The sequence below is a fragment of the Nostoc sp. DSM 114167 genome (assembly GCF_052692655.1).
The window spans coordinates 4,422,285-4,439,724 of record NZ_CP195116.1 but is presented as its reverse complement, the minus strand read 5'-3'; the positions used below and the strand labels follow the sequence as shown (position 1 = coordinate 4,439,724).

At 40.9% G+C, this 17,440-nt stretch carries 13 protein-coding genes; 5 read left to right on the top strand and 8 right to left on the bottom strand.

What is annotated here, in order from left to right:
* Positions 1 to 215: 215 nt before the first annotated feature.
* A complete protein-coding gene (locus NSTC731_RS19000) occupies positions 216 to 377 on the top strand; it encodes a hypothetical protein (protein ID WP_445626308.1) in 162 nt (53 codons plus the stop codon).
* On the opposite strand, the gene NSTC731_RS18995 is transcribed toward NSTC731_RS19000, so the two are convergent.
* From NSTC731_RS18995 to NSTC731_RS18970, 6 genes are all read right to left on the bottom strand, one after another.
* Positions 355 to 4,230: a WD40 domain-containing protein gene (locus NSTC731_RS18995; RefSeq protein ID WP_445626307.1), complete on the bottom strand. Its 3,876-nt coding sequence runs from the start codon at positions 4,228 to 4,230 to the stop codon at positions 355 to 357. The genes NSTC731_RS19000 and NSTC731_RS18995 overlap by 23 nt on opposite strands.
* A 128-nt stretch (positions 4,231 to 4,358) precedes the next feature.
* Positions 4,359 to 4,985 carry a type I restriction endonuclease gene (locus tag NSTC731_RS18990; RefSeq protein ID WP_445626306.1) on the bottom strand — a complete coding sequence of 209 codons (627 nt, stop codon included), beginning with the start codon at positions 4,983 to 4,985 and terminating at the stop codon, positions 4,359 to 4,361.
* Between the two features lie 72 nt (positions 4,986 to 5,057).
* Positions 5,058 to 6,692: an AAA-like domain-containing protein gene (locus NSTC731_RS18985; protein ID WP_445626305.1), complete on the bottom strand. Its 1,635-nt coding sequence runs from the start codon at positions 6,690 to 6,692 to the stop codon at positions 5,058 to 5,060.
* 68 nt (positions 6,693 to 6,760) lie between these two features.
* Positions 6,761 to 6,970 carry a hypothetical protein gene (locus tag NSTC731_RS18980; RefSeq protein WP_445626304.1) on the bottom strand — a complete coding sequence of 70 codons (210 nt, stop codon included), beginning with the start codon at positions 6,968 to 6,970 and terminating at the stop codon, positions 6,761 to 6,763.
* Between the two features lie 287 nt (positions 6,971 to 7,257).
* Entirely contained in the window at positions 7,258 to 8,151 is an 894-nt protein-coding gene (locus NSTC731_RS18975) for an alpha/beta fold hydrolase (RefSeq protein ID WP_445626303.1), read from the bottom strand.
* Positions 8,152 to 8,427: 276 nt separating this feature from the next.
* Positions 8,428 to 8,865, bottom strand: a complete 438-nt coding sequence (locus NSTC731_RS18970; protein WP_445626302.1) for a VOC family protein — start codon at positions 8,863 to 8,865, stop codon at positions 8,428 to 8,430.
* A gap of 114 nt (positions 8,866 to 8,979) precedes the next feature.
* Here NSTC731_RS18970 and NSTC731_RS18965 point away from each other — a divergent pair, with 114 nt between their 5' ends.
* Positions 8,980 to 9,759 (top strand): MBL fold metallo-hydrolase, encoded by a 780-nt coding sequence (locus tag NSTC731_RS18965; RefSeq protein ID WP_445626301.1) that lies wholly within the window; start codon positions 8,980 to 8,982, stop codon positions 9,757 to 9,759.
* Between the two features lie 50 nt (positions 9,760 to 9,809).
* On the opposite strand, the gene NSTC731_RS18960 is transcribed toward NSTC731_RS18965, so the two are convergent.
* Positions 9,810 to 10,835: a mechanosensitive ion channel family protein gene (locus tag NSTC731_RS18960; protein WP_445626300.1), complete on the bottom strand. Its 1,026-nt coding sequence runs from the start codon at positions 10,833 to 10,835 to the stop codon at positions 9,810 to 9,812.
* A 112-nt stretch (positions 10,836 to 10,947) separates the two neighbouring features.
* Between NSTC731_RS18960 and NSTC731_RS18955 the strand changes: the two genes are divergently transcribed.
* Together NSTC731_RS18955 and NSTC731_RS18950 are read left to right on the top strand one after the other, a co-directional pair.
* Positions 10,948 to 11,868 carry a histone deacetylase family protein gene (locus NSTC731_RS18955; RefSeq protein WP_445626299.1) on the top strand — a complete coding sequence of 307 codons (921 nt, stop codon included), beginning with the start codon at positions 10,948 to 10,950 and terminating at the stop codon, positions 11,866 to 11,868.
* A gap of 25 nt (positions 11,869 to 11,893) precedes the next feature.
* The gene (locus NSTC731_RS18950) at positions 11,894 to 16,393 is read left to right on the top strand and encodes a translation initiation factor IF-2 N-terminal domain-containing protein (protein ID WP_445626298.1); all 4,500 of its coding nucleotides are present in this window, start codon (positions 11,894 to 11,896) and stop codon (positions 16,391 to 16,393) included.
* Between the two features lie 349 nt (positions 16,394 to 16,742).
* On the opposite strand, the gene NSTC731_RS18945 is transcribed toward NSTC731_RS18950, so the two are convergent.
* Positions 16,743 to 17,117 carry a c-type cytochrome gene (locus tag NSTC731_RS18945; RefSeq protein WP_445626297.1) on the bottom strand — a complete coding sequence of 125 codons (375 nt, stop codon included), beginning with the start codon at positions 17,115 to 17,117 and terminating at the stop codon, positions 16,743 to 16,745.
* Positions 17,118 to 17,326: 209 nt separating this feature from the next.
* Here NSTC731_RS18945 and petG point away from each other — a divergent pair, with 209 nt between their 5' ends.
* A complete protein-coding gene (petG, locus tag NSTC731_RS18940; RefSeq protein ID WP_063721252.1) occupies positions 17,327 to 17,440 on the top strand; it encodes a cytochrome b6-f complex subunit V in 114 nt (37 codons plus the stop codon).

Here is a 17,440-nt window from a genome sequence, read left to right as displayed (position 1 = left end):
CGACCTTTTTACTCGGCCGTTCGTGTTCAGAACTCGGAAGTTCGACCTTTTTGCTCGGCCATTCTTGTTTGGAACTCAGAAGTTCGACCTTTTTGCTCGGCCATTCTTGTTTGGAACTCGGAAGTTCGACCTTTTTGCTCGGCCATTCTTGTTTGGAACTTGAAACACCGAGTTCGGAACTGCGATCGCATCTCTAATTTACCAAGCGATCGCCTTTGGCTGTAGATTTCAGCTTAGAATCACTGCAACAATTAGGTTATAAAGTGCGATCGCATTTCTTTTTTACCGAGCGATCACTCTTTTTGAATATTAAAGGGCGATCGCTTCCCCATCCCCCTCATCTTCCTCATCTCTCTACTGCCTTGGACACACCTTAATCGCATCAGGATGGCTAGCCAAATAACCCTTAAGCCAACTGCAACCCTGTGCTAATAAATCATCAACATTCAGATTCCACAATTTGATCGTCTTGTCAGCACTAGCGGAAGCTAAAGTTTTGCCATTCGGGCTGAAGGCGACGCTGATGACCGAATCGCTGTGCCCAGTCAGGGTAGTAATTTCTTTGCCCGTGTGGAGATTCCACAATTTGATGGTATTGTCCCAACTGGCGGAAGCTAAAGTTTTGCCATCCGGGCTGAAGACAACGCTGTTGACTGAATAGCTATGCCCAGTCAGGGTAGTAATTTCTTTCCACGTGTGGAGATTCCACAATTTAATAGTTTTGTCATAACTGGCGGAAGCTAAAGTTTTACCATTTGGGCTGAAGATGACGCTAATGACTGCATCACTATGCCCAGTCAAGGTGGTAATTTCTTTGCCCGTGTGGAGATTCCACAATTTGATAGTTTTGTCCCAACTAGCGGAAGCTAAAGTTTTGCCATCCGGGCTGAAGATGACGCTGTTGACCGCATCATTATGCCCAGTCAAGGTGGTAATTTCTTTGCCCGTGTGGAGATTCCACAATTTGATGGTTTTGTCATAACTGGCGGAAGCTAAAGTTTTACCATTTGGGCTGAAGACGACGCTAACGACTGCATCACTATGCCCAGTCAAGGTGGTAATTTCTTTGCCCGTGTGGAGATTCCACAATTTGATAGTTTTGTCCCAACTAGCGGAAGCTAAAGTTTTGCCATCCGGGCTGAAGATGACGCTGTTGACCGCATCATTATGCCCAATCAAGGTGGTAATTTCTTTGCCCGTGTGGAGATTCCACAATTTGATGGTGTTGTCCCAACTGGCGGAAGCTAAAGTTTTGCCATCCGGGCTGAAGATGACGCTAAAGACTGAATCGTTATGCCCAGTCAAGGTGGTAATTTTTTTGCCCGTGTGGAGATTCCACAATTTGATGGTTTTGTCCCAACTGGCGGAAGCTAAAGTTTTGCCATCCGGGCTGAAGATGACGCTAAAGACTGAATCGTTATGCCCAGTCAAGGTGGTAATTTCTTTACCCGTATGGAGATTCCACAATTTGATGGTTTTGTCATTACTGGCGGAAGCTAAAGTTTTGCCATCCGGGCTGAAAACGACGCTGTTGACTGAATAGCTATGCCCAGTCAAGGTGGTAATTTCTTTACCCGTGTGGAGATCCCACAATTTGATGGTTTTGTCAACACTGGCGGAAGCTAAAGTTTTGCCATCCGGGCTGAAGATGACGCTGTTGACCGAATCACTATGCCCAGTCAGGGTAGTAATTTCTTTGCCCGTGTGGAGATTCCACAATTTGATGGTGTTGTCATTACTGGCGGAAGCTAAAGTTTTGCCATCCGGGCTGAAGATGACGCTGTTGACCGAATCACTATGCCCAGTCAGGGTAGTAATTTCTTTGCCCGTGTGGAGATTCCACAATTTGATGGTGTTGTCATTACTGGCGGAAGCTAAAGTTTTGCCATCCAGGCTGAAGACGACGCTGTTGACTTTATAGCTATGCCCAGTCAGGGTAGTAATTTCTTTACCCGTGTGGAGATTCCACAATTTGATGGTGTTGTTATTACTGGCGGAAGCTAAAGTTTTGCCATCCGGGCTGAAGACGACGCTGTTGACTTTATCGCTATGCCCAGTTAAGGTGGTAATTTCTTTGCCCGTGTGGAGATTCCACAATTTGATGGTGTTGTCATTACTGGCAGAAGCTAAAGTTTTGCCATCCGGGCTGAAGACGACGCTGTTGACCGAATCGCTATGCCCTTCGAGACGATTTTGTTCACGAATATTAGTACTAGATAGAATTCTCTGTAAACTAAACAAAGGGCTGTATGCTGGATAGTCTGCTAAAGATTGTTTATCCTTGACCAGACTTTTTAATCTTCCTGCCGTCTCCATTGCTAATAGCAGAGCATCAAATTCTCTGGAAGTCTCAAATAGATGCAACGCATTTGTTCCCTCTTGTTCCAATCGCGTAGCTGTTAAAGCAACAATTCTGGCTGCATCTGCCTTTTTTAATTCCTCAAGAGAAGTTTTACGGGCTTTAACTGCTTCTTGCCGTTGTTGAATTGCTTGCTTTGCCCGTACTTCAGCTTGACTAGCCTTTGCGCTAGCTGCTGCCATTTTGTTTTGGGCTAGTTCCAGGTTTTCCTGTGCCTGATTCATTTTGTTGTTTGCAGCATTCAGATTTGAAGTTGCGTTACTTAAATTCCGTTTTACCTGTGCCGCCTGTTCTGATATCCTTTTATTGTCGCGTGATATTTTTTTATTGTCTGCCGATATCCGTTGATTATCTTGCTTGGTTGCTGCGGTTTCTCTCTTGGCCTGAATTAACTCGATTTGGGCATTCTCCGTTTTTTCCTTTGCTGTTCCGGCTTGCCCCAATTCATATTGAGCAAATATTAATGATGCAACTGCCCCCAGCCCAGTCAGTCCTAAGACTAAATAACCAATGCGAATCCGTTGATTAGCTTTGTGATTCGCCTTTGCTAATACCTGCTTTGCTTGTTCCTCTGCCTCCAGCCTTTTTTGCACATCACGTTTTTCTAATTCTTGGCTAGCAGCTAAAAACTGATAGTCTAAGTCACTCAAACTTTTACCCACTGACCATTCTTGAGCATCTTGCAAAGTCTTTCCCCGCAACAAACGCGACTCATCTTGACGTTGCGACTCAACCCAGGCATTAAATGTATCGGAGTAGGGGCGCAAGTTTGCTAAAATCTTGTCGCACCATTCCTGCTTAAACACCTCTGTGTAAATCCGGTTATAAATTCGCAGTTTTCCCTCCCGCTTCACCACCAAACCCGTCAGCCGCAGTTCCATTTCTTCAGGACTATCATCAGCTACTATCTCTCCCTGCTGCAAAATCTGCTGATACAACCCCAACAATCGCCCAGTCCTCTGTTCCCCACTCTGCAAAATTCTGTCTCGAATCGTCTTCAAATGCTCCGGCTCATCTTGCGTCTCCCAATTCTCAATAATCCCCTGGCGTACCAACTCTTCCACCCAGTCTTTATCCTCTAGTCCCCAGTTCCTAGTCTCTAGCCCGCCCTGTACCATTAATTTACAAACTTTTTGCGTCAAAAACGGCTGTCCCCCCGTCCAGTCTAGTACCAGTTGCATCAACTCTTGAGAATCACCCACTTCTGCCAATCCCTGTGCCAAGGGTTGCGCCTCTGGGAATTGAAAGCCAGTTAAATCAATTGCCTGTCCAATATTAAAAGGTGTCCGGCGTTTGTCTTGAATCAAATCTGAAGGTGTAGATACGCCAATCAAAGCAAAGGTGAGGCGATTATATTCAGGATGGTCTGCTCGTCGGTTATAGCAATCGCGGATAACTGCAAAAAAGTCATCTAAGTTGAATGAAAGACTTAGAATGCTGTCAATTTCATCAATAAAAATAACAATATTTTCAGTAATTGTTTTTAATAAAATTGTTTCAATAAACTTGCTCAAGCGCTGTACTGGTGAAAGCAACCCGTTATCATTCCACCAAGTATCTAAATCAAAAGTTGTATAAATATTCAAACTTCCCACCAGAGTATCAATCACCCCGGCATACCACTGTTCTGGGGTAATATCTGCCGTTCCAATAGCTGTAATATCAACAACAGCACAAGCAAATCCCTCTGTTTGCAACTGCTGCATTACCTGCACTCGCAAGCTAGATTTCCCCATCTGCCGGGAATTGAGTACATAACAAAAATCCCCAGCCTTCAAGCCTTCATAGAGGTCACGATCAGCTTGCCGTCTAACATAAGTTGGTGCATTTTGAGGTAGACTACCACCGACTTGATATTGGTACTGGGTCATAAACAAAAAATTAAATTATGTAGGTTGGGTTGAGGAACGAAACCCAACATTTTGCGGGGTTTGTTGGGTTTCGCAAAGCCTCAACCCAACCTACAATTATTATTAACTACAAGATTACGAATTACGAATTACGAATTACGAATTAAACCAGCTAGGCGTTTTAACACTTTTACAACAGTATGTAGGTCATCTCCACGATTGAGCGACAGTGTGTAAGATAATTCATATTTTGGTGTATCCTGTTTCGTCAACTTAATAAATTGAAATTCTCGACCATTGGTTACAAAACCAAATGTAGGTTTATCATTACCAGGATTAGCCAACATATAAGCTAATGCTTGAGAAATTGCTACCTCCAAAGAATATTCTGCTCGTTTTTCCTCAATAACGAGAACCCAAAATGGAGGATGAAACACCAAAATATCAATACGTCCTATAATAATTGTGCCTTCGTCTTCAGAAGAAATTCTGACCTCTTCTTCCGACGCAATGTAAAAAGGCGGTTGATAAAAACCTGCTAGACGCAATAGTGGAGATAGCACCACCATTTTGACTACAGGTTCTAAAATTTGGTAGCGGGATAAATGCAAATATTCTGCCTTGACTTCGTTGAGAGATTGCTTTTCTAAGTCACTTAACTCAGGTAAATCTTGCTGCCACTCTGAAAAAAACTGTTCGTAGTCAGCACGTTGTAGCCCAAATTGATCGATTAACTGGGCTAAGGTTATATCTCTTCCTTGAATAACTTGAACCATTTTTGATCCTTTTTGCTAAATGCTAATTGGAGATGAAAGTCATATTGCACTCCTAATGTAGTTTTTTAATTTTTAATGCCCAAGCGATCGCCGAAAATATTGACGGTACAATTCACACAGTGGCACTACTTGATTACCTTGAAACTTAACTAACCCCATACTGCGGAGTTTAAATGCTTCAGTTATACCGACATCCACAGACCGATTTGCCATCATCACTTGTTTGACCGCCGCTAGCAATTCTGCATCCTCTTGCAAATTCAGCCAGTGGCGGCGCAGATGGTCACTGTAAGGGCCTTCTTCGGTTGCCGCGATTTTTTGCAGATTTTCCAGCGTTATCCGACCACGGGCAATTTCATAAAGGGCTACCCGCACTAAATAAGGATGACCACCGACGAGTGTGATTAATTCTTCAATTTGTGAGTCAGACCAATTGAGTCTGTGACGCTGTGCTAAATCTTGTATTTGCGTTTGATTTAAGTCTGGCAACTCAATAGGTAAGCCGACATTAAAAGGCGACTGATTAATATTGAGTGGAATATAAACTTCCTTAGAATGCACAATCACCAATCGAAGATTTTTCCAAATTGTTTCATTCTTTGACCGCTCATGCCAAGCTCGTAGCAATCCAAAAAAATCAGCCGCAATCTTGGGATGCTTGAAGACTTCATCGACTTCATCCAAACCCAAAGCTACGGGGTTATTAATCGCAGGTAATAAATACCGTTGAAAGTAATTTGTACATTTATTCTTGCTACCTAAAACACCCTTCCAATACTCGTCTAATTTATCGGGTAAATTCAGTTCGTAGGTAATGCTGGCACAGAACCACTGCAAAAACCGATCTAAATTACCGAGAAATTCTGCATCGGCTGACTGGAAATTTACGGGTGCTATCTGATAGCCATGTTGACTAGCATGATGGAGAACCCTTGACATGAGCGAAGTTTTGCCCATCTGTCGGGGAGCTTTGATGCGAATTAAGGCCCCTGGTTGAAGAATCGCTTCATAGCAGTCTACCTCAATAAGCGATCGCTCGACATAGAAAGCAGAGTTTAGAGATACCTGTCCTTCGGGATTTTCTAAGGAAACTGCTGGTTGTATCTCGGTATCTGGAATAATTTCGCTAGCAGAGATAGCACCTTGGGAATTGTTCCGACTTTTCAGCACTGGGGTGGAAGACTCTGGAATACTTTCTAAATCAATCGCGCTACAGCCAAACTCATAAGCATCCTCATAAGACCTATCAGCACCCAGTGCATCATAAAAGCCAACCGCAAATTTAATTGCGGCGCGATCGCCAATTGCCCGATTCATCCCAACCACGCAATTAATGTGTTGGTGAATTGCCTCAGCTTGTACCTCGCTATAGCAAGCATTTAATAAAATACACTCAATTTTGTCTTTAAATAGTTTAAATAGCCTTGCTAGTGACTCTGTACTCACCAGCTGCATTTGCCCTGTAATATTTTCCAAGGCTAAACCTTGATTTCCTCCCCCATGTCCTGAAAAATGGATAATATGAGGATTATGATCTAAAAGCGCCCGCCGCAAGTCGTCAGGGCGTACTGCCCATTTAGTAATCAGTTCAAACTTATCTCGGCTGCGAGAGCGTTGCAACCCTTCCTGAATTTCCCTTACTTCCTCATCCAAGCGGAGTTTGTCTGTCGTTGTGGGATTAGCTGACACAATCAGGATTTTTTTCACAGCGCTATCAACTATTGAATGCAGTCTTCTGGCTTAGATGTAGTTTACTACAGCAGATAACTACACAATTACTGATAGTGCATTACCGTTAATGAGTCTTTTAGCTCCATTAATGAGCCTTTGAACTCCGTTAATGAGTCTTTTAGCTCCATTAATGAGCCTTTGAACTCCATTAATGAGTCTTTTAGCTCCATTAATGAGCCTTTGAACTCCATTAATGAGTCTTTTAGCTCCATTAATGAGCCTTTGAACTCCATTAATGAGTCTTTTAGCTCCATTAATGAGTATTTGAACTCCATTAATGAGCCTTTGATACTCGTGAAAATGACAGCAATTTTTACAAGCGTGGAATACACATAATTTTAGGGGCACAATATATTGTGCCCCTACGCGTATAGTCTATTCAATTGAAAACCACTACGCACATCAAGCTCCATTTCACAGATTATACAAGTTTGATTCTGTCAAGGTGCAATTAAAAGATTAAGATCCACTCACCCAGATTGTTAGCCCCATTTTTACCCTGCCTGGGCTAAGACATATAGGCAAAAAGGTGAAATTATTATCACCTTTGCGCTAGCCAATCGACAATCTGGGCATTGACAACATCTGGAACCTCATCGTGAGGACAATGACCGGCATTGGGAATGGGGACAATTTTGATATCTTTGCCATTCTCCCGTGCCTTTTCGTAAATCTTGGCCCCGGTAATTGGTGTCCAGGGGTCGTCAGCACCCCAAATTACTAATAAAGGACGTTCTACTTTGGGCAAAAGTTCATCTGGGCTTGGACCAGGAGGCGCTGTGAGAATAGATGCGAAGACTTGTTGCGCTCCTGGGTCGCAAGAGGGAGTATAAAGTAAATCAACTAATTCATCGGTGACGGCTTCACGGTTTCGGTAAACTTGATAGAGGGTGCGGCGAATTTGGGCTTTTTGACGGATGCGGTTATAGACAAATTTACCTGTAATTGGCGATCGCACAAACCGATTAAAAGCTGCCATCACAATCCGTAGCGGTGGGTTCAATTCGTGAGGACGATGGCTCAAACCACCCGCAGAGTTAATTAAAATACCACCAGCAGCAATTTCTGGATGTTCTACCAGTACTATTAAGCTCAAAAGTGCGCCGATAGAGTTGCCAATAAATACAGCTGGTTCCTGGATGTGTGCTGTGCAAAAATCTTTCAGCAGTTCCACCCAAACTTCTACACTGTAATCAATGGGCGCTTTATCGGAACCACCAAAACCCAAAAGGTCTATGGCAAATACCTGGTAGCCAGCATCAGCTAAAACCAGGATATTTTTGCGCCAGTGTCCAATGGAAGCACCGAAGCCGTGAACTAATACCAAAGGGCGTCCTGTACCCATGACAGTGTACTGAATTTTGTAGCCCTGCCAATTCCAAATGAATTTTTCAAAGGCATCTTGAGTTGGAAGTTGTTGTGTAGTTACAGTCATTAATAAGATTCATAAAGTGTTTCTTCAAATATAGTAATGTTCTCTGAGCGAAATAGTGCTGAGTAACGAGTGCTGTACATGGATAGCGAGGCGTTTAGCCCATGCTGACTAAAAAAGCAATAATCACACTCAGAACTCCTGAACTGATAACTTCTAACTTATAACGTCATAACTCAGTACTCACTGCTGAAAGCTGTAACCCAGGTAATTCTCCTCCTCACGGTGGTAGTAACGATGAAGATGGACGAATTCCTGGTAAGAAGTAATACCATTTTTTTAAGAGACGCGATTAATCGCATCTCTAGCTTGCTCAACTGTAAAACTAATTTCCTGACCATAGGAAATTTCTAGTGTATGACCATCTGGGTCTCGAAGATAAGCCCAGTAACCAACTGGATAACCCCAGTCATTTGGCCCAGCCAGCAGTATTTCCTCATTGCGTGCCTCATTGCAGAGGCGATCGATTTCCCCGCGATTCTGATAAGCTACCCCAAGATGGGATTGTGGTAAAAGTGCGCCTTCTACTTTAGGTACTTTAATTAGGACAATTACAAAAGGTCTAGTCAAGTCACTAATCCAAGCAACATCTGATTGAGTTGCTCGATCGATGCGATGATGCACGACTGTCATCTGAGCATACTTTGCATAAAATGAGATACTTGCATCAACATTACTAACTGCAAGTGCAATGTGAGTAAAACCAAGATCGGACATTAAAATAACTCCGTATATAGAGGTTGACCGGACGAATGTAGGTATTGGACTGAGTGCTTACTAAGCAAGCTGACACGATTGATAATGAAGATAGGCGTTATCTTCACAAAATTTATGTTTTTAACTTGGTTCGACAGTAATTCTTGGCTGCTGGAAATCGGCGGTAAACGAATACTAATTGACCCTTGGCTGGTTGGTTCGTTGATTTTCAGCAATTTGGAATGGTTGTTTAAAGGTTCGCGATCGCAAAATCGCCCAATCCCAGATAATATTGATTTGATCCTGCTATCTCAGGGTTTAGAAGACCATGCTCACCCACCAACGCTCAAGCTGTTAGATCGCAGCATCAAGGTTGTAGCTTCTCCCAATGCCGCTAAGGTAGTACAGCAGTTAGATTACACCCAAGTAACAGTATTGGCTCATGGTGAAACTTTCACTTTAAATAATCAAGTAGAAATCAAGGCTTTCCCTGGCTCTCCAATTGGCCCGACTCTGGTAGAAAATAGTTATCTCCTCAAAGAATTGGAGAGTGGTTTAACTGTATACTATGAGCCTCACGGGTATCATTCTCCACAACTTCAGCAATCTGCACCTATCGATGTAGTGATTACACCGTTTATTGATATGACGCTACCTTTGCTTGGGTCGATTATTAAAGGGCAAAATAGTGCTTTAGAAGTCGTCAAATCATTACAGCCTCAAGTAATAATACCTACTGCTGCTGGTGGAGATGTGTCCTTTGAGGGCTTGCTGATGAAACTCATTCAAACTAAAGGAACTGCTGAGGAATTTCGTTCGTTATTAGAAAAGAATAATCTTTCGACGCAGGTACTTGAGCCAAAACCAGGCGATCGCTTTGAACTACCATTAGAAAAACGAGCATTGGCAGTTTAAATTCGAGAATAGATATTGCTTGCCATGTTAGTTTAATAACATGGCAACTACTAATTTTTTTCCATAGCTGAATTATCTTGCATATACACTTCTCTTATCGGAAAAGGAATTTGAATTCCTGCTTGCCGATAGCGTTTGTGTAATTTTTTGACAAATAGATGTTTACCAATTCGCTGATCGAAATATTCGCTTACCCGCATATAAAGCGTAAAATCTATACTAAAATCATTAAAAGTATGAAATCTGATATATGGTTCACTATCTTTTAATTCCGGTGCAATTTCTTGCATGACTTCTTTAGCAACTTCTACAGTAACTTTTTCAACTTGTTCCAAATCGCTATCATAACTTACGCCTACATCCATTGTTAAAGTGATTTCTTTTGCAGGTAAATGATAGTTCGTGAAAATAGCCGAAGACAACTTAGAATTGGGAACAATGACTACATTATTGGAAATTTCTTTAATGGTCGTATTTCGCCAAGAAATATCTATAACATATCCCTCATGTCCAGCATCTAATTTTACATAGTCACCGGTTCTAACTTGCTTAGAAATAATTAAGTAAAAACCAGAAAATAAATTTGCAAGTGTGTCTTGAAGTGCCAAACCAACTGCTAGACCACCAATACCTAAAGTTGTGACGATCGGGGTAATTTGAACACCTACAGTTTGCAATATGATTAATGTTCCCAAAACTAAAACAGTAATTTTAGCCAGGTTAGAAATTAGTGATGTGGGAACTCCTTCGGCTCTGCGAATAAATAAATTCACAAAACCAGCAGTCAGTTTGGCTAAGACTAAAGTTATTGAATATAGAAATGCCATCGTCAGAATTTTTTGCAGTACTATGGCAACATTTGGCTTGAGGGGAGCGCTCAGAACTGCCCAAAAAAAACCGCCAATGACAAACCAAAGAAAAGTCATCCGGTGTAGAGAGTGAAATATAATTTTACTCCCGACAACTCGTTTATTAGTCACGAATGTTTCTAGTTTTTTGAAGATAACTTTTTCACCGATTATTCCAGCCAGAAAGCCAGATAGAATAAACACTATTGGCGTAATCCATTCGATCATATCAATTTTAAATTTGGAATTTTACATTTAGGATAACAGCACTATTGCTGCGATTATGGCTAAATTTTACCTTGTTATTTGCTGGATTACCTGCTTGAGATTTTCTTTCCTTATGGACTTGCCAATTATTTACCACCCAGATTATATTGCTCCCCTGCCTGAAGGACATCGTTTCCCGATGTCTAAGTTCCGACAACTCTACGAATTGCTGTTAGCTGATGGTGTAGCAAATCAAGAACAATTTCACACTCCCGAACGTCCGCCATCAGAATTAATAGAGTTAGTCCATACTCCAAGCTACGTTCAAGCCTACTGTGAAGGAACCCTAGATGCCAAAGCACAGCGACGTATTGGTTTGCCTTGGAGTCCAGCACTAGCAAATCGTACTTGTGTAGCGGTAGGTGGTACGATACTCACTGCAAAACTGGCACTAAGTCAGGGTTTAGCCTGTAATACGGCTGGTGGAACTCATCACGCCTTTCCCAGTTATGGGTCTGGTTTTTGTATTTTCAACGATTTAGCGATCGCTTGTCGCGTTTTACAAAAATTTGGACTCGTCCAAAAAATCCTGATTGTCGATTTGGATGTGCATCAAGGAGACGGTACCGCTTTTATCTTCCAAGACGACGACAGCGTTTTTACTTTCTCTATGCACTGCGAAGTCAACTTCCCTGGTACAAAACAAAACAGCGACTTGGATGTTCCTTTGCCGGTGGGAATGGAAGATGAGGCTTATTTACAAACTTTAGCGAATTATTTATCAGATTTGTTGTCTAAAGTCAAGCCAGATTTAGTATTTTATGATGCAGGCGTTGACCCTCATATAGGCGATCGCTTGGGAAAATTAGCCCTTACAGATACTGGCATTTTTCGCCGGGAAATGCAGGTTTTGAGTACCTGTATGAGTAGCGGTTATCCCGTCGCCTGCGTTATTGGCGGCGGTTATGCTGATGATATGAAATCTTTAGTATGGCGGCATTCCCTGTTGCATCGGGCTGCTAGTGAAGTTTATCAGCAATACAAACTATTTTAAATCAAAACCCTTAATTGTTAACTGGATGAACAACGGCAAAATCAGAGTCTACGAACTAGCAAAAGAATTAAATTTAGATAGCAAGAAGCTATTAGTAATTTGTGAAAAACTCAAAATTGCAGTCAAAAGCCATACCAGTGCAATTTCAGAATCCGATGCAGAACGTATTCGTATAGCGATAAATAAACTAACAGCAAAATCCTCGAAAACTAAAACCATCTCTGAAGATTGGGGCTATACATTTATAGCTTCAGCAATTGATAGCTTTATCCGCCATCTTGAAGGTGAGGCTGCCTTGAAATCATATTCCGATTTTAGGGAGCGGCGCGATCGCGCCAATCAGTTAATGTATGAATGTGTCGGTAAAAAGCCTTCTCTATTTTATGTGCGTCGCAAAGGTGCGGGGAAAGAAACAAGAGAGGAAATCTGGGATTTGACAATAGCAACAGACTCCGATGATTTTCCATTACCCGCCAGACTTGAGAAGCTCAAAAAAACATTAGGATTTAGAGCGGCTGTACAAAAAGATGGACGCGATGGTATAAAAATACTTTCGGCTCAGTTGTTACAACTCTCACGGGGACACGCCGACAGCTATGCTATACCTTGTCGCTTGCGTTTACTGGCTAATCATCAGCATCATCTCGATATTCCCCCAGCGACATTGAAGCGCATCGCTACCGCACCAGTTTGTGGCGACCATATACCTACAGAAGATCAGCTAAAAGCTTGGAAAGCGTTTTTGCAAATTGAAGAAAAAATCGCTAAAGCGCGTCAATTTTGTGTGCGTTACGTAAGTCATAACTATAATTTTAAAAGACGAATCAGTTTTGAAATTGATGTAAACTCAGCCACCCTTGACGGCTTTTATCAAAATTCCCTCGAAGTAGATAATTTTTGGGAACGAGCAAGAGGCACAAAAAACGAAGATTTAAAACTTTTTGAAACTGCTCCCATCGGTAAAAATTGGATTAGCGGTCGTCAATTAGGGACTGTTGAAGAAGTTGACCCCAACCGTTGTATTATCAGCCTCAGATTAGAACGTGACTTAGCTGAATTCATGGCAGCAGAGCGTTATAAGTTGCCAGATACAGGATTTTTGTGTTTTGAAGCAGTTGGTGATATTCAGCAGATTCAGCGCAAGAAAAAAGCTTTAGATGATTTGAATAATGGTTATACCCAAAATCCCTACTTAGGTAACTTTTTATTCGATGCTTCTCAGGCTAGAGAAATCAAAACAACTGTTGAACTTCAACCACAAGATTTATTATTATCTTCTGCAAATCCTGGACAGAAAGCAGCAGTAGAAAAGGTACTTGCCGCTAAGGATCTTGTTCTTATCCAAGGGCCGCCAGGTACTGGGAAAACTACCGTAATTGCCGAGATTTGCTATCAAATTGCCCTTCGCGGTGGACGCACTCTAATTGCATCTCAAGCCAATTTAGCAGTAGATAACGCCCTGAGTCGATTAGTTCACAACCCAGTAATTCGCGCTGTACGCAAGGGTAAAGCCGAAAAAGTTGGGGAAGAAGGACAGCCATTTTTAGAAGACCAAGTAATTGGCAGATGGCTAGAAAATACTGCAACTGACTGCGAAAATAATCTGATTCAACGGCTAGAAAATATTAAAATTTTCACTCACTTACTGGCATCATCACAAAGATTTACTGCTTACTTCCAAGCAGAGGAAGAATTTAATCAGCAACAAACTAAATTCAATGAAAATAAGATAAAACTAGAGGTAAACTTTCAAAATCAAGAAAAAGATTACAACGAAACTGTAGATAAACAGAACGAGGTTGAATCACTAATTGTAAAATTAGAAAATATATTAAAGACTTTACCAAATATCAACTGGGAAGCTTCAGAAGTTACAGATTTCTTGCCACTTCTTAAACCCTACACAGAAGGTAACAGTTTAATAGAAGAGTTTTTAGCAAATGTTCGTCAAATCATCAAATATACTGATGAGCTTGGTTTTGTGCGTCCGGCGCTTGGTGCTTTTGGTTTAGCAGCTTGGTTGCGTAAAACTGTAGCAATAGAAATTTCTGGATTTAAAACTTCTTTGACTTATGCTCAAGAAGCAAGTAAAGCCATCTTAGAAGTTGCAGCATCAGTGGAGGTTGTCAAACAAAATTTCGCTTCGTTGAATCAGTTACAACCAGATTATCAGCAATATCATACCAAACTGCAAAATATAGAGCAAACAATCCAGATATGGCAAAACCGCAAACGGGAAATAGATTACATTATCTCAGCAGTTAAGGAATGGAAATCTACAGCATCTTCTCATCTCTATCAAACTTTAAAAGAATGTTATCAATCAGGTGTACCACTCACAGAAAATTTAGTTGACTTACCGCTAGGTTTATTGATGTTTGCTAATACATTAAAACTTCCAATAGTACCAAAAAATTATCAAATAAATCTACCAGAATGGGAAGTATTAGCAAAGGCGATCGCTTATGAAATAGATGGAGGTTTTACCGACAGGCGGGGTAAACAGCATAATTTTAGCTATTTTTTACAAGAAAATTTTAGCCAGATTCCAATGGTGCTATCAAACAGCGATCGCACCCAATGGCAAGAAACCTATCAACAATTTAACAATTATCAGCTACTCAACCCCAAACAACGAAAATTACTGGTTGAGAATACCCAGGTTTTCTTAATTAGAATGCAACGGACTTATGGTACATCATGGGAATGGAATAATATCGACTCTACTCTCACCCGCATTACCCAAGAATTGTTAGATGTTATCCTTGCAAATGCGCGTCAATGCGTTTTAAAAGTCAAAACGGAAACCGAGCAACAACTTCAGTATCTACAAGGACAATTAAATGAACTTCAGAAAAATAAAGTTAGCCAACAGCAAATATCTATTACTCAAGCTGAGGTAGAAAAAGCACAGCAGGATGCTAATTTCCAACTTGGACGAGTGATTAATATCTTGCAGGAGCTTAATCAAAAAAATATCCCTTCTAAATTACGTATTTTAGTTGAAAGATATCTGGCAACACAATCAAATATTTGGGAGCATCCCCAAGAATTTGCAAATCAAGTAAATTACTGGGAATCTTCCATTAGTCAGCTTGAAACTTTAATCTCATCATTAGAACCTTTTGCTGTACTGGAGATAATTAAACATTCTCTAAAAGAGCATTTATCAAAGCTACAAGAAAAAACTGAAACTTCTCTACAGCATCTACAAAAATTACAAACTAATCTACGTGAGGTAGAACAAAAATCACAACCACAGCTATCAGAAAACCTAAGGCAAGAACGAAGTTGGTGGTTGACAGAATGGCAAACAATACCTGATAAATTTAAACCAGAAATTTCCCAAGCAGACTTATTTAGTATAAAGTTTTTACGCAAGATTAATACTCAGTTTGAATCTTGGCAGCAACAACTCCAGACAGAAGAAAATTATCTTAATAAATATCAGAATTTTGTTCAAGATTGGATAGGAAAATTAAGAGAGCCAACTGAAGGCGATGCCTGCGGCGGGCTACGCCTACGCGACGATTTAAGGCGCATATATTTAGATAATGCCAATGTCGTCGGAATCACCTGTGTTCAGGCTGCAAATAGAGGTTTTTCAGAAGAATTTAAATCTTTTGATGTCGTCATTATTGATGAAGTTAGTAAGTGTACTCCACCAGAGTTACTAATCCCAGCTTTGAAAGGCAAAAAGCTAGTAATGGTAGGCGATCATTGCCAATTACCACCCATGCTTGATACTAGCACTTTAGAAGAAGTAGCTCAAACAATTGGCAATACACGAGACGAACTACAGTTTTTAGAAGAATCACTATTTAAAAGTCAGTTTGAATCTGCTGATGAAAGCATCAAACAAATGCTAACTACACAATATCGAATGCATCCATTTATTATGGGTGCAATTAATCAGTTTTATGACGGTAAACTAGAATCTGGTATTTTAGAGGCGGACACAAAACGCGCACATCATTTAGCAAGCGAAATTATCCAAGAATCTCAGCATCTTATTTGGGTAAAAACGCCTATAGAAAATCAGTTTTTAGAGCAACGAAACGGAACTTCTTACTTTAATATTCCAGAAATTGATGCGATTGAACGTTTGTGTCATCAGTTTGAAAATACTTGGGTTTCTAAAGTTGCTAATGGGGAACCAAAAAAAGAAATTGCCGTAATTACATTTTATGGCGCTCAATTGAGAAAAATCGATGAATGTCTGCAATCTGAACTTTTTCCTTCGCTAGAAATTCGTACTGGTACAGTAGACAGATTTCAAGGTATGGAAAGACCTGTTGTAATTGTCAGTATGGTTCGCAATAATAACAATGGAGATGTGGGATTTGCGAAGAAACCAGAACGGGTAAATGTTGCATTTTCTCGCGCTCAAGAACTACTAATAATTGTGGGTTGCCATAATTTATTTACCCATCAATCAGGTAAAGTCGGAAACATGTATTCAGAAGTTTCAAATATTGTAAGTCTTCATGAAGGTTTCGTTGATGTTTCTCGCCTCTTCAGCTAAATCTGCGATCTGCTTACGCATAGCCGCCGCAGGTATTGCGCGAATCGACAAAAAACCTAAATTTCATAAACTGTAACTTAGGCTAAGTATCTTAACGGAATTTGCTCATAAACAGGACTTACGCAACTGGCACAGTGCGATCGCTAGCCAGTAGTACATAAGTATTTAATTACCCAGAATGTGTTTGATATTTACAAGCTCAAGCACAAATTGCTTTTTAATTATTTAATTGAGCAACTAAAACGTCCAGATATTGCTATGTCTTCTGTGTAGTTTTTGGGTGCTTGGTGCGCTTCGCACACCATTGCTTGTGTCAGTTGCGTAAGTCCTGAACCAAAAATTCTTAGGTCTACAAAGACTCTAAATAGTTCAAAAGATCCGCCATTTCTTGAGGACTAGGTTGGAATTTTGGCATTGGCGGTGTTTCGCCACTGATCACTTGGTGAATCAGTCCATACCGAGACTTGTGCTTTGAAACAGCTTGCAAACTGGGCCCCACTCGCCCGTCTGCTTCCAAGCCATGACAACCCGCACAGTTAATTTGAAATATCGCGTGTCCTTGAACTGGGTTTCCTGTTAGGGATAGAACACTCTTGACGTATGGATCGGAGGCTTGAACCAACTGAACACCAAAAAAGCCTAAAGGGACTGCTAGCAGTATAGCCAGCGTCAATAAAACGATCCGCTGAATCAAAATTTCAGGTTTGGTAATCTGGTTATCCAAAAGGTTTGCTCTGAAAGTCTAGGTGTGCTAAAAAGTTTTCATTTCCTACACATAGCTTAAAAGTTCTTGATTGTGTCTGCAAGCACAGAAGACTATTTTTTTGTGACCAGTCGCACTCCAAAGGGCTGTAGGGCGCAGGATTCATACGAAATTTGGTAAAATCAAAAACAGGCAACGAATATTTAATAATTACAAAGAGGAGATTTACAGTGGTTGAACCCCTGCTATCAGGTATTGTCCTTGGTCTAGTTTTCGTAACTCTCGCTGGACTTTTTTACGCTGCATATAAGCAATACAAGCGCCCCAATCAGTTGGGGGGATGA

Bases quoted from the DNA above. Each gene is read 5' to 3' on its own strand.
- NSTC731_RS18960 (WP_445626300.1), bottom strand. From the start codon at position 10,835: ATGATCGAATGGATTACGCCAATAGTGTTTATTCTATCTGGCTTTCTG.
- NSTC731_RS18980 (WP_445626304.1), bottom strand. From the start codon at position 6,970: ATGGAGCTAAAAGACTCATTAATGGAGTTCAAAGGCTCATTAATGGAG.
- NSTC731_RS18970 (WP_445626302.1), bottom strand. From the start codon at position 8,865: ATGTCCGATCTTGGTTTTACTCACATTGCACTTGCAGTTAGTAATGTT.
- NSTC731_RS18950 (WP_445626298.1), top strand. From the start codon at position 11,894: ATGAACAACGGCAAAATCAGAGTCTACGAACTAGCAAAAGAATTAAAT.
- NSTC731_RS18990 (WP_445626306.1), bottom strand. From the start codon at position 4,985: ATGGTTCAAGTTATTCAAGGAAGAGATATAACCTTAGCCCAGTTAATC.
- NSTC731_RS18955 (WP_445626299.1), top strand. From the start codon at position 10,948: ATGGACTTGCCAATTATTTACCACCCAGATTATATTGCTCCCCTGCCT.
- NSTC731_RS18975 (WP_445626303.1), bottom strand. From the start codon at position 8,151: ATGACTGTAACTACACAACAACTTCCAACTCAAGATGCCTTTGAAAAA.
- NSTC731_RS18995 (WP_445626307.1), bottom strand. From the start codon at position 4,230: ATGACCCAGTACCAATATCAAGTCGGTGGTAGTCTACCTCAAAATGCA.
- NSTC731_RS18965 (WP_445626301.1), top strand. From the start codon at position 8,980: ATGTTTTTAACTTGGTTCGACAGTAATTCTTGGCTGCTGGAAATCGGC.